Genomic DNA, 16374 nt, shown 5'->3' with positions numbered 1-16374 from the left:
TTGAATTGCAAAGCGGCATGCACAGCTTTTCAAGACAAAGGCAAAAATCCCCCCACAAGAAAAATCTCACTGTCAAATAATCTCAAAGCCTCTATACAGTAAATGATCAAATCTCCAATAAAAAAAACGAAACTCATAAGTTTCGTTTCTTAAGGCAGTAAATCTGCTAATGTCTTTTCTTTTAGACCAGCAATGAGCCATCCTTCCATTTCGTCCCGTAGTCCGAATAGAGCATCTTGTGTGGAAGGGGCAAAGCACTCTTTGCTTTGTACATCTAGGAAGCCTCTTGGGAATGGTTCTGCCCTCATAGCTTCGTAGACTTCAAAAAGTGTGATGTCTTCTGGGGATTTCATAAGATAATAGCCACCGTCTCTGCCTTCTTTAGCTTGAATTAATTTAGCTTTTACTAGGTGGGTCAATATTTTACGTAAAAAGTAGATTGTGAATTTAGTTTTTCGGCCATCATGCTACTTGGACACACGCCGTCATGGTTCGCGAGCACAATGAGTGCTTGAAGTGCTAAACCAAACCACCTTGTACTTGAAACTTTGTCTGCCATGATTTTCACCTCTTTAGTTCTATTCTATTTTGATGGAAAGGGATAAGAATGTCAAAAAGAGCTATTTGAGGGAGTGTTTCGTTAAATAAAATTTTTGATCTCTTCTCATGTATGGAATAATAGAAAGCAGTGCTGATGTATGAATAGGAATGAAAAGACTGTTGCGATGAAAGTGATAGGTATGAACAGCTGTGGTCATTCTCCTCGAGCAGACATGTTAAAAGAAGTAACAATTACACTTGCAAACGGAGTTGGGAAACTAATAGAAGAAAAAGCTACAGACTCTCTAAAATGGAATATAGTTGGAAGCCACTTCATTAGTGGTAAAAAGGAAGTCTTGAACTGGATCGAAACTGCTTCTACTAACGCAACTCTTTTATCTATTCAAGATATCATTACTCACGGTAAATCTGGAGCGGTACATGGGGAGCTTGTTCTGAAGGATCATACAATCTCGTTTTGTGATATATATCGTTTAGTAGTGCAGGAAAAGGAGCGAAAATCGTAGAAATTACATCGTATCGAGTGAAAAAAACAAATTAATCAAGATCTTTACCTGTCAGACATATGCACAAAAAGACAGGTGGAAAGCGAAAAATCTTGGTAAACTGATCTTGCATGAGAGGGAGGAGTGAAAATGGAAGCGTTAAGGAGACTAAATGACTGCATCACTTATATAGAGGGAAATTTAGAAGGGGAGATTGGGGTAGAGGAATTAGCTAAGCTAGCCTTCACTTCTAAATATCAATTTCAACGGACATTTACTATGCTGACAGGGTATTCTGTAGCCGAGTACGTGAGAAAGAGGAGGCTGACTTTAGCTGCCCAGGAGTTGATGAGTCCAAATGTAAAAGTAATTGATGTAGCGTTACGCTATGGGTATGAGACACCAGAGTCATTTAGTAAAGCTTTCAGGAAAGCGCACGGTGTCTCTCCCTCTCAGGTGAAAAAACCGGTAAGGCTCTAAAGGCTTTTCCGCGCATTTCGTTTCATATTCAGTTAAAAGGGGAGATGGAGATGAATTATCGTATTGTGGAGAAAGATGCTTTTCAAGTCATTGGAGTCAGTAAAGTAGTATCTACTGTAAACGGAGAAAATCATCAAGCGATTCCAACGTTTTGGGATGAAGTGAATGAAAGTGGTGTGGATGAGAGAATTGCAAAGCTTGCGGGCAATCAGGAGTATGTAGGGGTATGTATGGATTTTGATCATCCGAATGAGCGTTTTACTTATTTTATTGGAGCAGAAGATATAGCAAATGTGACTCAAACTGAGCTTGAAAAAAGAGAGATTCCTCGTAACACCTGGGCAGTATTTGAGTCAGTAGGCCCTATGCCACATGCGATTCAAGCTGTTTGGCAACGTATCTACTCGGAATGGTTCCCTTCTACTGGCTATAAGCATGCAGGGGGACCGGAATTTGAACTTTACCTTCCGGGGGACGTGACGCAAGAGGATTACCGGTGTGAAGTATGGATTCCGATTATGAAAAATTAATAATAGAATGCCCACTTTTTGAATATAAAAGGTGGGCATTTTTCAATTTCTATCCTTAAATAAAGACAATGTTCTTACATTATTCACACATTTTCTTCTCCACTATGACAATTAAACATTCTATTATTTCTTATCGACATATAGTAGAGTAGCTACAAAATTAGTAGCAATTTAATAGAAAGGACGTGAAGATATGGTGTTAGGAACTGGATACGGTAGTTATGCTATCTTAATTATTGTTCTATTTATTTTATTAATCATTTTAGGATTAGCATTCTATCCATGTGTAGGCCCAGCAGCTGAGTAACATTTCTTCAGCCCCCCGCTATATAGTAGGGGGGTTATTTCTATTCATATTTTATCCTAGTCAGTCCTATGCTTAAAAACAGAGTGGCGAATAAGAGAAGAACAGCGACTGGTAGAATGATATCAAAAGGACCGCCCCCTCTTGCAATTAATTCTTCAAATCCCTTCATTGCCCACGTTTGTGGTACAAATTCTGATAGTGTTTTCATGAAGTCTGGCACTATTTCAAGCGGCCAATATACGCCTCCGAGCATGCACGTTGAAATAATGACAATGTTCCCAATGGAGGATTGCTGTTCAACGGTTTTAGATAGGCCAGCTATAAAGAGCCCCAACCCTACTACACATACTAATACGGCACTAACTAAGACTATGAGTCCTAAAGGATCTCCCCAAACTACGCCGAATAGGAGGTTAGTGGCGATCATAAGTACTGCAAACTGAATCCAACCAATGAGGAAGAAGGAGAGTAAATACCCACCTAATAGCTGTACTCTAGAGATGGGTGTCGACATGAGGCGGTACCATACTCCGTTTTGTTTGGCTTCTAGCATTGTACCGGTAACACTGATCATAACAATCATGACAAACATAATGGTAAAGCCAGCTGCTCTTGCGGGCATGTTTTGTATGTTCTTACTATCCTCACTTTTTGTAATGGTTGATTTCTCTATAAGAGATTCAGATAGGCCATTTTCCTCAGTCGATAAAGAAGCAAATAGTACGGACCAATCTTGAGCAGTGATTTCACTCCATTTTTGACTTCCAACGCCTTTAATTTGAGTACTTGTGACCAAATCATTTAATAAGTTTGATATCGCAGTCGTATCGACAAGTTCAGGATGATGAACAAATGAGATCGTTGGATCTTCACCATTAATGATCGTTTGTTGAAACCCTTTCTGAATAACGACCATGCCATCTGCCTCTTTTTCTTTTATTAAAAGGGTTCCCTTCGTGACGCTAGCCACTTCGAGTGTATGAAAAACTGAACTCTGTTGAAGATGATGAATCATGGATTGAGATAGCTCTGATTGATCTTCGTCAACGATAAGGATATCAGCTTTTACAACAGACTCCTGCTCTCCAAAAAGACTTCCAAATATAAGTGTAAATAAAAGAGGCATGGCAAACATTAATATATAAGATTGCGGTTTCTTTACTAATCGTTGTATTTCAAATAGACAAACAGACCATAGTTTCCTCATGAATGAAAAGCTCCTTCCTTGCTTTTATCTTGACCTTAGTGAAATGGAACTGATGACGATGGAAACGATTCCCACTGCCGTTAGAATGCTAAGTGACATCAACAAATTCGTCCAAGTTGTGCCGCTCATAATGTCTAAAAAGCCCGATAATGCCCATTTATTGGGCGTGAAATTGGATGCCTGTTGGATAACATCTGGAAATATGGAGGTGGGGAGCATGGAGCCACCGATAATCGCTAGAATTTGGATGCTAATCGTAGCGACTACATCTATCGTTTTTTCATCTTGAAATAGTGATGCCAGTAATAAAGACAATCCTGATACGGTAAAGCTATACACGATGGCAATGGTAGCTACTTGCCAATAGTTCGATCCCCAATGCACGCCTAGTACTAGTGCAGTGAAAAGAATAAAAACAGCAAATTGTACAATGGAGTAAAAAAATGTTCCTAAAAACTTTCCGCCCATAATAGAGGCTTTTCTGGTTGGAGAACTCATAAGTCTTCCAAGAGTATGACTAGACCGTTCGGCTGCAATGGATTTTCCACCGACCATACTGCTAAATAAAAGAAACATAACTCCCATCCCTGCGGCATAATACTGCATACTTGTAATGGATTGATTCCCCGCAGTTGAAAGAGTTACATAAGATTTAGTAGAAGCCGCAACGGATTCTAACTCTTCTAACGTTTGATTGATGACCGTCGAGAAATCTATATCCCCAGTTGAGACAGCTATTGAATCCCTTAAGTCTTGGGCTATTACACTAGAAGTTTGAGAAACAGCTAACGCACGAGATTCAAAAGAGGATAATAAGGTTTCTACAATCTGACCCTGAAGCTCTTTTGTAGGGTCTAAGTACATTTCTGCAGGTAAAAGCTCTCCACTTGTTAATTTTTCACTCCACCCCACTGGAAATATCAGTCCAACATCCAGGTTCTCTTCTTGAATATCTTCTCTCATTTGATGTTTGCTTTTTACTTCCGTTACTTCAATCACTTCATTAAACCCATCGCCACGAAGTACATTGTCACGAAACTCCCTTGCTAATTCATCCTCGCCTTCCAGTACAACACCTACTCGGGTAGTTGGGAGAGAGACTTCACCGTTCATTGAATCACTTAAAGCCATCCCTAAAATGGCTGTTAAAAGTAAGGGCATAGCAAACATAAGGAGGAATCCTCTTCGGTCAGCGATTCTAATCTTAAAGTCTTTCCATGCAATTTGTAAGCTTTTCATCCATAACCTCTCCTTTCTTTAGTCTCGTAAGGTACGTCCAGTAAGCTGAAGGAATAATGTTTCTAAATTCGGTTCTTTTACATCTAAACTTGTCACTGTACAATGGTAGGAAGTAGAAAGAGAAATCAATTGACCTAGAACGTGATGACTGTCTGACACGAATATTTCCATTTTTAGCTCCTCAGGAAAGGAATGAACCTTCTCAACTTCTTCTAGAAGAGTGACCGCTTCAATAAAATCTTCTTTCATCTCTTGTAGAGTCAGTTCAATAATGGTTCCTCCAGCGATACGATTCGTTAATTCATTTTTTGTCCCCAGAGCAATCAGCTTTCCATGATCGATAATTCCAATTCGACTACACAAATATTCAACTTCCTCCATATAGTGACTCGTATAAATAACGGTCATGCCGTCATTGTTTAGATGTTTCACCGTTTCAAGAATATGGTTTCTAGACTGTGGATCAATACCTACCGTTGGTTCATCCATAATAAGGAGGGAAGGGTGATGCATTAATGCAGCTCCAATATTGACTCTTCGCTTCATTCCGCCGGAAAAGGTGTCAATCTTGTCGTTTCCACGATTGGAAAGTCCAATAAATTCTAGAACCTCCAGAGAGCGAATTTTTGCTTCCTTGCCACTAAGACCGTACATTTTCCCCCAAAAGATTAAATTGTCACGAGCACTCATAGAAGGATATAGAGCAATTTCTTGAGGAACTATGCCAATTTTTCTTTTGACCTCCATGTTCTTTTGGGAGACGGGCATCCCCCCTACCATGATATCTCCCGTATCGATAGATAAGAGACCACACATCATACTAATGGTTGTAGATTTTCCTGCACCATTTGGACCAAGTAATCCAAAGGATTCACCTGTTTGTACATGAAATGATATATCTTTCACAACGTCTCGTTTCCCAAAAGACTTTGTAAATTTTTTTAACTTCTAACATGGAAACCACTCCTTGTTTTTATTGTCTGATTATATTTTAGGCGATTATTAAGTGGTCTACATCTATCCGGGGATAGAAATGACTATGAAAAAAAGCAGCATGTATGCTGCTTCCGTTGCTTCCCTATGCTAAAAGTCATATGTCGTAGAGATACCATGGCGTACCGCATAAATAGCGGCTTGTGTTCGATCTCTGACTTCCAATTTGCTTATAATATTGGAAACGTGGTTCTTAACCGTTCCTTCTGTAATATACAATGCCTCTGCAATTTCGCGATTATTGAGGCCTTTCCCAAGCTCGCTTAATACACCCCACTCGCGCTCTGTCAGAAGAGATCTATCTACAGGTTGTCCTACAGGCTCAAAGTCACTAGGAGGTGTTTTTCTTTTATCAAGAAATAGTTGAGCTGTTAAATCCTCTGGTAGAACCACTCCACCTGAATAAACCGTTTTAATCGCTTGGACAATGGTGTCCGTAGGCATATCTTTTAATAAATAGCCACTTGCACCTTCTTCAAGTGCTTGAAGAATTAACTCGGTATCTTTAAACGTAGTAAGCATTAAGACTTTGACTGGTAGGTTCGCCCTGTGTATGAGTCTTGTTCCTTCTACACCACTGGATCCCGGCATCCGTATGTCCATTAAAATGATGTCTGGGGTAAATTTTCTTGCTTTCTCAAAAGCATCTTGCCCATTTGAGGCAGTTGCAACGACTTCAAGTTCTTCTTTTAATTGTAAAATAGAGGATAATCCATCTCTCATTAATGCTTGGTCATCGACTATCATTATTCGAATGTTCATGAACTTTTCACACTCCATTTCATTTCAGATAACGGAAAGCTTGCTTCCACTTGGAATCCTTTTTGAGACTCGCTTTTAAATAAAACAGAACCCCCGTGTTCTAATGCCCTTTCCTTCATATTTAATAATCCGAAGCCAGGCGTTACGTTCGATGTACCACTCCCGTTATCTTCTATTATTAAGCGGACTTCAGTTGAAATGCTTGTAAGCGTAATGGAACAGGTTGTAGCGTTACCATGTCTTTTGGCATTGGTGATACCTTCTTGAATGAATCGAATGAGGACAGGTTGAAGGGTTGTTGGTAATAGGGTGAGATCTCCTCGGATAGTCAAGTGGGTATCCATTCCCGTCATCTCGGCAAATTCTTTTAACATCTTCTTTATCGATGGGATGAAAAGCTCCATTTTGGATGTTTCTCCATATACGGTTCTAACAGAGAGGCGTATTTCTTGTAAAGAGTCTCTTGTTAATCCTTCACACGTATCGAGTATAGAATCTACAGGTTGTTTTCTCATATGGTATTCTTTTGCTAGCTGTAGCTGAACTAATAAGGCTGTCATCTTATGTCCTACTGTATCGTGAATATCTCTTGCCATTTGATTTCTTTCACGATAGACGGTTAATTCTTCAACTTGTCGTGCATAATCCCTTAACTGTTCGTGGGCATCCTTTAGTGCGCTATGGGATTCTTGAAGTTGGTGATGTTGCTCTGCTTCTTTATCTCTTGCTTGTTCAATCTTTCCTATCAGTCTACCAACAATAGACGAAAAAATGACAAATGAAACAGAAATGATATGATTCCAAATGTTTTGTCCGTTGTCTAGAAGTAAGACTGTTGCCCACATGATAAAAAATAAAATTCCAAACGTTAGATAAATACGAGTATTTTCTGTGCTTAGAAACAACGTAACAGAAATAATACCAAATAGGATTAAATACAATGTTCCGTCACCCAAAAAAACAAATGCATAGCAAATTGCCACTATAAAATCTAAACTTATGAAAATCAACCAATGATGTTTGGTCGTTTCATTGAATAATAGAAAGTGGGTCATAATAAATATGCACATAGCAAAGAGGACAAATAGTTTCCTAGTAAGATCTTCAGGAGGTAGAGAAGTGAAGTAGACAAGACTAATTAAAATCAGCATAAATATCCGGGAAAAACCAAGAAGGTTAAATGGGTTTTGAGTCATCATCATTCCTCCAAATTACGTATGTCTACTCTCCATTGTAGACGAAAACTCTAGCAAATAGGGAGTGAGTTGTTAGATTTTTAAGAAACATCAGGTAATCTGAATGCTAGACAGAATAAAGTATTACCTGTCTATAAAAAGATGTAAAGTTCCTACACGGAAAAGTAGTACAAAAAAATCAATTTATTTATTTGATTTATAAAAATAATAGAAGGTGTCCATGTTATAGTAAGAGTAGACACTTAAAAGCGAGGGGTATAGACGATGGTTTCTTCTCAATTACAGGATTACTTGATAGAGAATGCTGATACATTTATTCAAAGTTGGCGAAATAGAGTCATGATATCAGATGATGACCCATATAAAGAAGAAGTCTTACATAATGCGCGTCAAATGTATGCACTTGTTAAACAAGCCCTCCTAAATCCTTTAAATGAAGAAGAAATAAAGCATTTGGCTTTTAAACTAGCAAGTGAACGAGTGGAAGCCAATGTAAATATAAGTGAGTTTGTATTTAATGTAAATATCGGTCGAAGTGAAATATTACATTGGGTATCGAAGTCTGGTATTGAATGGGAAGAACTACAAAAGGTTATCCAGATTATTAATGATCTCTTTGATCGTTTTTCATATTGGGCTGTTAGAAGATATACAGAAATGAAGGAAAATTTTCTGAGAGAAAAACAGTTATTTATTAATCAAACCCACAAAGAAAGATTAACTATATTAGGCCAAATGAGTTCAAGCTTTGTTCATGAATTTAGAAATCCTCTTACATCTGTTATAGGCTTTACCACTCTTCTGCAACAAGAATATCCAGACCACCCGTATCTAACGATTATTCAGCATGAACTAAATCAACTAAATTACCGGGTCACACAATTTTTACTCACTTCCAAAAAGGAAGTGTTGAACAGCAAGGTAGAAGAAATAAGTGTGGACCAGCTATTTAAAGAATTAATCGATTTTATTTTTCCAAGCTTACTTGCAAATGATGTAGAAATCATTCAATCTATTAATAGTGAAATGAGTATCAAAACTAGAATAGATGAAATACGGCAGATTGTCATCAATCTCTTAATGAATAGTATTGATGCACTTCAAGAAATAGATGGGAAAAGGCAAATTGAAGTAAAAGCTAAAAGTTTGGGAGAATTCATAGAAATAACCATTTCTAATAACGGACCTATGATTGATGAAGATACGATTCAAGCAATCTTCGAACCTTTTTATACAACGAAGGAATTAGGGACAGGGATTGGATTATATATTTGTAAAAAGATAGTTGAGAAACAAGGGGGAACCATTCAATGTTTATCCGAACGGGATGTAACCTCGTTTATTCTTACGATTCCAAAGGATACAGATAATCACGACAAAGAAATAATGTAATAGGGCCGGCTAGAGAGGATGTACATCGTGAGATACTTACAATTATTCATGGTTTATTTATTATTTAGTAGTTTAATTGGGTGTTCAAATGTTCAAAGCCCAAGTTCTAATAATATAGAGAAGTTTGGGCTTGAACCTGTGATCGTGGAGCGTGTAGTGGACGGTGACACAATTGTTGTTCATGACGGAAGGAAAATTAGGTTAATCGGAATTAACACGCCAGAAAGTACAAACCGCACAGAAGAATACGGAAAAGAAGCAAGTGACTACACAAAAAGTCAGCTGGAAGGACGAGAAGTATTCTTACAGAAAGATGTATCGGACGTAGATCGATACAATCGTTCTTTACGAATTGTATGGTTAGAAGTCCCCAGTGATGACATGGATGAGCAAGAAATGATGAAGAAAATGTTTAATGCTCAGCTTGTGATAGACGGATATGCAGAGCCCTCTACTTATCCACCAGATGTCAAATATAGTGATTATTTCAGGAAGTTTGCCAGAGAGGCTAGAGAAAACGAAGTAGGTTTATGGTCGTTTGGTCGTGACGGTACAACAAGAGGAGATTTAGACGAGGAAGATCAGATTGAAAGTAAAGAAGCGACGACTTCTACATCTAATTCGTTTAAAAACTGTACAGAGTTAAGAGAAGTATATCCAGATGGAGTTAATAAAGACCACCTAGCATATGAGAAAAAGCATGACCGTGACAGAGACGGATGGGCTTGTGAAAATTAAAAGAATGGGAAGAGAGAAGAGCTAAAAAAATTGCTCTTCTCTTTTTATAGGATTTTATGTAGTTACTAGGATGGGGTGAGTGCTCTATACTCCAGCTGCTTTTTCGTAAAAGAGAATGCTTGGACGATTTTTTCAAGTTGTTCATTAGTATGACTACTCATCATACTAATCCTTAGCCCTTGACTTCCTTCTGGAACAGCTGGAGTTAGGATGGCATTTACAAATACACCGAGCTCATATAATGTTCTCCAGTAAAGGAGGGTGGTTTGGTCATCCCCCAATTTGATATAGAGTATGGGTGTTTCATGAATAGGGATGGTAAAACCTAATGATATTAGTTCATTTCTCAAAACTTGTGTTCTATCATGTAATTGACTAATTCGATCTGGTTCGTTTAGCAGGATATCTAAGGCTTTGGAGGCTGCAGCTACTTGAGCTGGTGCTGGGGATGCAGAGAAGATAAAGGCAGAAGACGAGTGTTTTAAATAATCGATAACTTCCCGTTTTCCGGCAACAAATCCACCAATTGATGCAAGACTTTTTGAAAATGTACCTGTTATTAAGTCAACGGCATCTGTTAATCCAAAATGGCTCTCCGTTCCGCTTCCATTTAAACCAATTACCCCTAAACCGTGAGCATCATCCACCATAACATCTGCTTGGTATGCTTTGGCAAGAGCGTGAATAGCAGGTAAGTCAGCAATTTCTCCTGTCATGGAGAAAACTCCGTCTACGACAATTAATTTTCCTGCATCTATAGGAAGCCTATGGAGAATCTCCTGCAAATGAGAAAGATCGCAATGTCTAAAACGTTTTACTTGGTCTTTGCCTACGGTTCCTTTAGTCACTTGCATGGCTTGTACGATAGATTGATGATTCTCCTTGTCACTGATTAAGTAATCATTCCTGCCGATAAGAGGAACGATTGTACCTTGATTAGACTGATAGCCTGTCGTAAAAGTCATACACGCTTCCTTTCCAAGAAAGGCTGCTAATTTCCATTCTAATTCAAGATGAATCGTTAAAGTTCCATTGATGGTTCTTGAACCTGAATTGGTCGTGCCAAATTGATGTATTGCTTTAATAGCAGCTTCTTTAACTCGTGGGTCAGATGAAAGTCCTAAGTAATTATTACTTCCTGCCATGATCACTTTTTTCCCTTCCATCATGACCTCTGGACCATCATTTCCTTCAATAGGTTTAAAGTAAGCATAATTTCCACTGCTTACAAAATCATGATAGCGTTGTGGCAAGAAACACTTGTTGGTTACCATTATTATCCACTCCTTTTCTATTATTTTATCGACATTTCCTGGGGAATAGTAGAGGGTTTTGAAAAAAAATGTAATTATTTTGAAGGGGAGATATTCTTAAGTAACTGACAGATCAAATTGGACATGTTTGAAGAATAGAAAAATGTTGAATTTAGTTGTAGTTCTATGGGAAATGCTAGAGACGATTTGTCTTTTAAAAGTAACCACTATGTTTCTAAATGGGAAATTCAACAAAATAAAAAATAGAAGCGCAAGCGATGCGCTTCTATTTAAAACTAAACGACAAAGAAACTAATAACAATAATCAGTGCTATCGGTCCGAGTAAAATGAAATAGCCTACGGGACGTGCAAAGTTCATCGTCCATCCAAGTCCAAATCTCTTTCTACAAAGATGGATGGATCCTCTGGGTTGAAGTAAATAAGTCCACCTTTCCAAAACCGATCTTCGTCCAACCCTTCTACTTTCGAATTCCCTTCGAGCACTTGCGCTCCTTCAAAATCTGAATCGATACGCCCCACTTTAACAGCTAAAATAAATGCTCCTGCTAAAAGAATGGTCATGATTATAAGAGGGGTTATCATGATCCATGAGTCTTGGAATAGATTCTCGTACAATAAATTGAGCTGGAGAAAGCTAAAAAGCAGAGTGATGACAACACTGACAACAAATAGGAACCAGCTCGTATATTTACGTAAACTAAGCTGCCGTAGCTTAGACGATGATACATTTCCTGCGTTAATTTTTATTCCAGTTTGCTTAGTAAAATAGTTTATTCCTACAAACATCCATTGCAAGACGACAAGCATAATTGGTAACCCTAAAGCGGCCATCCAGCTTTTATCCGTGAAGGCATCCGGCTGTCCGTCTGGTCCCCAGTGGGTTGGAATTTGTGCAGGCAACTGATCATAAAGTGAAGCAGTTAAAATGATTAATGCGATGGAAATGATGCTTGGAACCATAAATAGGGGTGTCGGTAGCATCTCATCTTTTGACCTTAGGGCTAAATCTGCATAACGTACTTGCTTGATTCCGCTGTACCAATTTTGCTCTTTCTTAAGGTGCTGCATTTTAAAATGGAAGTAAAAGTACAGAGTTAACCCAGTCATCAGAATAATAAATGGTAAGATAATGCCTGTTAACACGATTTCAGTTTCGTTTTGTTCGGTCCCCCTTGACCATCCTATAAAGAGAACTGTGACAAGTATCGAAACGAAGGAAGTCACTGTTGCGTATATTCGTTTAAACCGAATGATTTGCTTATACTGGGCTTTTTCATAAGGAATCGTCACACCGAACACAACGGTCCTTTTTACAAAGAATGGCACAGCAATCTGAAAAATACTAACAAAAACAATCATAATGAAAAAAATAGCAAATTCCATCTTTATCCCTCCTTAATTGATTGTATGACTTGTTTAACAAGAAGTTGTACGTCACTATCGCTCATCCCTCTAACGAGTGCTTCTGCAATAGCTGGTCTAAACTCTTGTTTGATCCAAGCTCGTCTATCCAAACTAATTTCTCCATTTAGCGACGCTGTAATAACAGCTCCCTTTTTTGAAACGATTTCAACGATCCCTTTTGCTTCTAGTTCATGATAACTTTTATTTACAGTGTGCATGTTTACGCCAAGGTCTGAAGCGAGTGATCGAACTGACGGTAAAGTATCGCCCGTTGCAAGATCTCCACGAATAATAGCTTCCATTACACCCGATGTAAGCTGTGAGTATAGTGGGCGTTCTGACTCAGAATCTAATAGTATCAACTATAGGACCCTCCAATCTGTTCTATGGTTTATATAACAGAACTGTTCTATACTTACTATAACAAATCTGTTATAGAATGTATAGAACAAATTTGTAGGAAAATAAAATTAATTCTTGTTAAACATTTATATATCTTTCTTATAAGTCTTGATGAATCTAGTTCATATTGTTTTTCTGAAATATGAAGAATTTTCTAACATATTATTACTAGATTTTCTTATATATAAGTAAGGAGGGAGTTTCTAATGGAATTTAAAAGTTATCAAGATTTTTGGTATTTTTATTTAACACAGCACAGTAAACCGACAACGAGAAGATGGCATTTTGTGGGGACAACGTTTGTCTTCCTTTTTCTCTTGATGGTCCTTATAACGTTTAATTTATGGTTATTACTCCTTGCTCCATTTGTAGGCTATTCTTTCGCATGGGTCAGTCACTTTTATATAGAAGGGAACAAGCCAGCCACGTTCGGTCATCCTTTATGGTCGTTACGGGCGGATTTCCAAATGTACATATATTTTTTAATAGGAAAACTAGACGAGGAGTTAATAAAGGCAGGAGTAAAATAGAAAACAGCCGCAGCATGCGGCTGTTGTTTTATCTAGAAATCTATTGTGATATGTTCGAATCTATCAACATCAAATAATCCTTTGTCCGTCAATTTTAATTGAGGAATAACAGGAAGTGTTAAAAATGATAGTGTTAAAAACGGATTAAAGCCTGGGTCGAAGCCTTCGGTGATAAGAGCTGATTTTAAATGAACTAACTTTTCTTTGACATCTTCAAACGGTTCATTTGAAAATAATCCTGCAATAGGTAGTGACAAAGAGCTTTTTACCGATCCATCTACAATATATACTAAACCACCCTGCATTCTTTCCAGTTCTGATATAGCAGTTAGCATATCTTCGTCGTTTGTCCCAGCTACTACTATGTTGTGTGAGTCATGAGCAATAGTAGTGGCGATTGCCCCCTTTTCATTTCAAACCCTTTCACAATACTAAGACCAATATTCCCGGTAGCATGGTGTCTTTCAATGACAGCGAGTTTCAGTAAGTCTTTTTCAGTTGATGGGAGAAAATAATCTTCTTTGATATCAACTACAAGCTTTTTTGTTAACAAGGAATTAGGTATAATTTCAATCGCAAATGCTTTAGAGCCTTGAATAGGAATTTGAAGCTGTTCCTTGGTCACATTCTGAATGTGTACTGTAGATGTTAGTGAAGTGGAAGAAGAGTGAGTGTAAGCATAATCATTCTCTAGGTAACTTCCACTTTCGGCTACTAGTATTCCTTTTTTATAGACAGAGGTGATGGTTAAATCCTCTAAAGATTCGGCAAAAAATAAATCTGCTTCAAACCCTGGGGCAATCGCTCCTTTTGTTCCAAGACCGTAACAATTAGCTGCATTATAGGAACCCATTGTGATAGCCATAATAGGATCCATTCCTTCACTAATAGCTAAGCGAACATTATGGTCAATGCTTCCTTCTCTAATAAGATCATCTAAATGCTTATCATCTGTACAAAACATGCATCTAGAAACGTTTTTATGTGTAACAGCAGGAAGCAGCTGTTTTAAATCCTTTGCAACAGATCCCTCCCGAATGAGTAATAGCATCCCTCGCTGAAGACGTTCCTTTGCTTCTTGTGCTGATGTTGCTTCGTGGTCCGTTCTGATTCCAGCCGTTCTATAAATGTTAATTCCGTCTTGATCGAGACCAGCACCATGACCATCCTTCATAGAAGTTAATCGAAGTTTATTCATCATAGTGGGAGTAACGTTTTTCACAGCTGGAAAATCCATGACTTCCGCTAATCCTAATACCCTCTCATCGCGTAGGAATGGCTGTAAATGTTCTGCTTCAAGAGTTGCCCCGTTATTCTCATACGGAGTAGCTGGCACACTTGAAGGAAGCATAAAGTACACATCTAAAGAAGAGTTTTCAGAGGCCGCTAGCATATACTGAATTCCCGCTTCACCTGAAACATTTGCAATTTCATGTGGGTCTGTAATAACACTTGTAACCCCATGAGGCAACACTACTTTTGCGAATTCCGTAGGAGATACTAAAGAAGATTCAATATGAACGTGGGCATCCACTAAGCCTGGGCAAATATATTGTCCCGTAGCATCTATCGTGGTACTTCCTTCGAATTCACCTATACCCACAATGATCCCGTCTTCAATTGCCACATCAGCCTCTATGATTTCACCGTTGAACACATCAACGATTTTGCCATTCTTTATCACGGTCTCTGCTTTAATCGTTTTACTGGCAGCTTGAATATACTGCTCCATTTTGTCTTGTGTATACAAAAAAATCCTCTCCTTTCTGACTAAATGAGGAAGGAGAGGGTTGCATAAAAAGCCCTCACATCCTCGTAGTCAAACTATTTACGGTAGTTTGGTAGAAACTTTTGGGCCATATTCCCACTATTATACGAGTCGTGTGTATAAATTATGAAATAAATATTGTTGTATATTCTAGCGATATTTGGCTAGGGAGTCAATGATTTTCTACATAGAAGGGTGTCTGGATGTAGTTAGGCATGTGGTCAGCATTAAAAAGTAATCGTCTAGTAAACTCTGTCTAGAAAGGAGAAGAGCTATGTATGGGGAGAGTTTATAGGGTGCAAACGTATAGAAGGAAAGAGAAATGAAGACACTTCTCTCTCCAAAGCAATTTCTTTATATATCTAACTTTTTATGAATACTGGAGAGCTCCACCCTGTCATCAAACATCCGGTCATCCCGCTTCAAGTCTGTTGTTTCCTTAACTTTCCACTTTCCTCCATGCTTTTGATTAAGAGCGGTTACAATGTTGTGAAAAGAATAGCTTGGGTTACCATTAGCTAAGTATAAGCCAGGCTGTTTGGTAGTAAAAATAGTATAGAGTGCTTCGACAGTATCTTCTAAGAAAGAAGTAGAGGGATACCATTCAGAGCTTGCAGGAATGAATCCTTTTTCATCCATCGTTCGTTCTAAGAAGTCTATCATATTGTTAGAACCTCTATCATGGCCAATCTGCCAGCCTATTCGGACAATCCAGGCATTTGGATTCGCTTCATTAATGGCCTCTTCACAATCCCGTTTATACTTTCCATAATCATCCTCTGCATCAGGTAGACTTTCAACCGTATAGGGACCAGTTCCCGCTTCAGAAAATACAGATACGGTACTAGTAAAAAGAAATGGAATTTGTCTTTCAAAACAAATGGTTGCTAGAGTGCTAGCCCATTGTGGGGGACCCATTCCAATATGAAAAAAATAGGTAGGCTGAATGCGGTCGAAAAAAGCCTTCATTTCTTTTATGTCTGTTGTCGATACCTTCTCTCGGTCCCAAGGTATGGCTTCAATGCCTTTTGTTTTTAGATACTCTCCTAATACGGGTGCAACCGTACCATTCATTCCAGTCACAATCGCTTTCATTCTTTCTACC

The 16374-nt window shown here is 38.3% G+C and carries 19 protein-coding genes, 1 pseudogene and 1 riboswitch; of the genes and pseudogenes, 7 read left to right on the top strand and 13 right to left on the bottom strand.

Annotation, left to right across the window (positions count from 1 at the left end):
• Positions 1-149: 149 nt before the first annotated feature.
• A complete protein-coding gene (locus M44_RS20120) occupies positions 150-419 on the bottom strand; it encodes an Rrf2 family transcriptional regulator (RefSeq protein WP_010171099.1) in 270 nt (89 codons plus the stop codon).
• Positions 416-559: a hypothetical protein gene (locus M44_RS27790; protein WP_010171097.1), complete on the bottom strand. Its 144-nt coding sequence runs from the start codon at positions 557-559 to the stop codon at positions 416-418. The genes M44_RS20120 and M44_RS27790 overlap by 4 nt, the downstream gene beginning before the upstream one ends.
• A 139-nt stretch (positions 560-698) precedes the next feature.
• On the opposite strand from M44_RS27790, the gene M44_RS03945 reads away from it, so the two are divergent.
• The 4 genes from M44_RS03945 to M44_RS25865 all read left to right on the top strand — a co-directional run bounded on the left by M44_RS03945 (position 699) and on the right by M44_RS25865 (position 2363).
• Positions 699-1067, top strand: a complete 369-nt coding sequence (locus M44_RS03945; protein WP_010171095.1) for a hypothetical protein — start codon at positions 699-701, stop codon at positions 1065-1067.
• Positions 1068-1196: 129 nt separating this feature from the next.
• On the top strand, positions 1197-1526 hold the full coding sequence (locus M44_RS29270) for a helix-turn-helix domain-containing protein (RefSeq protein ID WP_010171093.1): 330 nt from the start codon (positions 1197-1199) through the stop codon (positions 1524-1526).
• A gap of 50 nt (positions 1527-1576) precedes the next feature.
• On the top strand, positions 1577-2056 hold the full coding sequence (locus tag M44_RS29265) for an effector binding domain-containing protein (protein ID WP_010171091.1): 480 nt from the start codon (positions 1577-1579) through the stop codon (positions 2054-2056).
• Positions 2057-2249: 193 nt separating this feature from the next.
• Positions 2250-2363, top strand: coding sequence for a YjcZ family sporulation protein (locus M44_RS25865; RefSeq protein ID WP_010171089.1), 114 nt, complete (start codon positions 2250-2252; stop codon positions 2361-2363).
• 40 nt (positions 2364-2403) lie between these two features.
• Here the strand turns inward: M44_RS25865 and M44_RS03925 are convergent, their stop codons facing one another.
• From M44_RS03925 to M44_RS03905, 5 genes are all read right to left on the bottom strand, one after another.
• Positions 2404-3570, bottom strand: a complete 1167-nt coding sequence (locus M44_RS03925) for an ABC transporter permease (protein ID WP_010171087.1) — start codon at positions 3568-3570, stop codon at positions 2404-2406.
• A gap of 24 nt (positions 3571-3594) precedes the next feature.
• Positions 3595-4809, bottom strand: a complete 1215-nt coding sequence (locus tag M44_RS03920) for an ABC transporter permease (RefSeq protein WP_010171085.1) — start codon at positions 4807-4809, stop codon at positions 3595-3597.
• Positions 4810-4827: 18 nt separating this feature from the next.
• On the bottom strand, positions 4828-5715 hold the full coding sequence (locus M44_RS20115) for an ABC transporter ATP-binding protein (protein ID WP_010171082.1): 888 nt from the start codon (positions 5713-5715) through the stop codon (positions 4828-4830).
• 177 nt (positions 5716-5892) lie between these two features.
• On the bottom strand, positions 5893-6564 hold the full coding sequence (locus M44_RS03910) for a response regulator (protein WP_010171079.1): 672 nt from the start codon (positions 6562-6564) through the stop codon (positions 5893-5895).
• A complete protein-coding gene (locus tag M44_RS03905) occupies positions 6561-7766 on the bottom strand; it encodes a sensor histidine kinase (protein WP_029326718.1) in 1206 nt (401 codons plus the stop codon). The genes M44_RS03910 and M44_RS03905 overlap by 4 nt, the downstream gene beginning before the upstream one ends.
• Before the next feature lie 258 nt (positions 7767-8024).
• On the opposite strand from M44_RS03905, the gene M44_RS03900 reads away from it, so the two are divergent.
• Positions 8025-9152: a histidine kinase N-terminal domain-containing protein gene (locus tag M44_RS03900; RefSeq protein ID WP_010171076.1), complete on the top strand. Its 1128-nt coding sequence runs from the start codon at positions 8025-8027 to the stop codon at positions 9150-9152.
• A gap of 27 nt (positions 9153-9179) precedes the next feature.
• Entirely contained in the window at positions 9180-9890 is a 711-nt protein-coding gene (locus tag M44_RS03895; RefSeq protein WP_010171074.1) for a thermonuclease family protein, read from the top strand.
• Between the two features lie 65 nt (positions 9891-9955).
• Here M44_RS03895 and M44_RS03890 read toward each other — a convergent pair whose 3' ends face one another.
• From M44_RS03890 to M44_RS03880, 4 genes are all read right to left on the bottom strand, one after another.
• Positions 9956-11164, bottom strand: a complete 1209-nt coding sequence (locus tag M44_RS03890; RefSeq protein WP_010171072.1) for an aminotransferase class I/II-fold pyridoxal phosphate-dependent enzyme — start codon at positions 11162-11164, stop codon at positions 9956-9958.
• 275 nt (positions 11165-11439) lie between these two features.
• Positions 11440-11562: a DUF5808 domain-containing protein gene (locus tag M44_RS29770; RefSeq protein ID WP_420167089.1), complete on the bottom strand. Its 123-nt coding sequence runs from the start codon at positions 11560-11562 to the stop codon at positions 11440-11442.
• On the bottom strand, positions 11520-12548 hold the full coding sequence (locus tag M44_RS20110) for a DUF1648 domain-containing protein (RefSeq protein ID WP_010171067.1): 1029 nt from the start codon (positions 12546-12548) through the stop codon (positions 11520-11522). Before M44_RS20110 ends, M44_RS29770 begins: the two co-directional genes overlap by 43 nt.
• A 2-nt stretch (positions 12549-12550) precedes the next feature.
• Positions 12551-12931, bottom strand: a complete 381-nt coding sequence (locus tag M44_RS03880) for a GntR family transcriptional regulator (protein ID WP_010171061.1) — start codon at positions 12929-12931, stop codon at positions 12551-12553.
• A 246-nt stretch (positions 12932-13177) separates the two neighbouring features.
• On the opposite strand from M44_RS03880, the gene M44_RS03875 reads away from it, so the two are divergent.
• Positions 13178-13501 (top strand): Mpo1-like protein, encoded by a 324-nt coding sequence (locus tag M44_RS03875; RefSeq protein WP_010171059.1) that lies wholly within the window; start codon positions 13178-13180, stop codon positions 13499-13501.
• Between the two features lie 32 nt (positions 13502-13533).
• Here M44_RS03875 and ade read toward each other — a convergent pair.
• A pseudogene (gene ade, locus M44_RS20105) lies at positions 13534-15233 on the bottom strand (adenine deaminase).
• Between the two features lie 64 nt (positions 15234-15297).
• Positions 15298-15399, bottom strand: a riboswitch (purine riboswitch).
• Positions 15400-15623: 224 nt separating this feature from the next.
• A complete protein-coding gene (locus M44_RS03865) occupies positions 15624-16364 on the bottom strand; it encodes a sugar nucleotide-binding protein (protein ID WP_010171057.1) in 741 nt (246 codons plus the stop codon).
• Between the last annotated feature and the right edge of the window lie 10 nt (positions 16365-16374).

Origin of the sequence: Bacillus coahuilensis m4-4 (assembly GCF_000171615.1) — a bacterium.
Lineage (GTDB): Bacteria > Bacillota > Bacilli > Bacillales > Bacillaceae_K > Bacillus_T > Bacillus_T coahuilensis.
The sequence above is the reverse complement of the archived record's forward strand: the minus strand, read 5'-3'. Positions and strand labels throughout refer to the sequence as shown.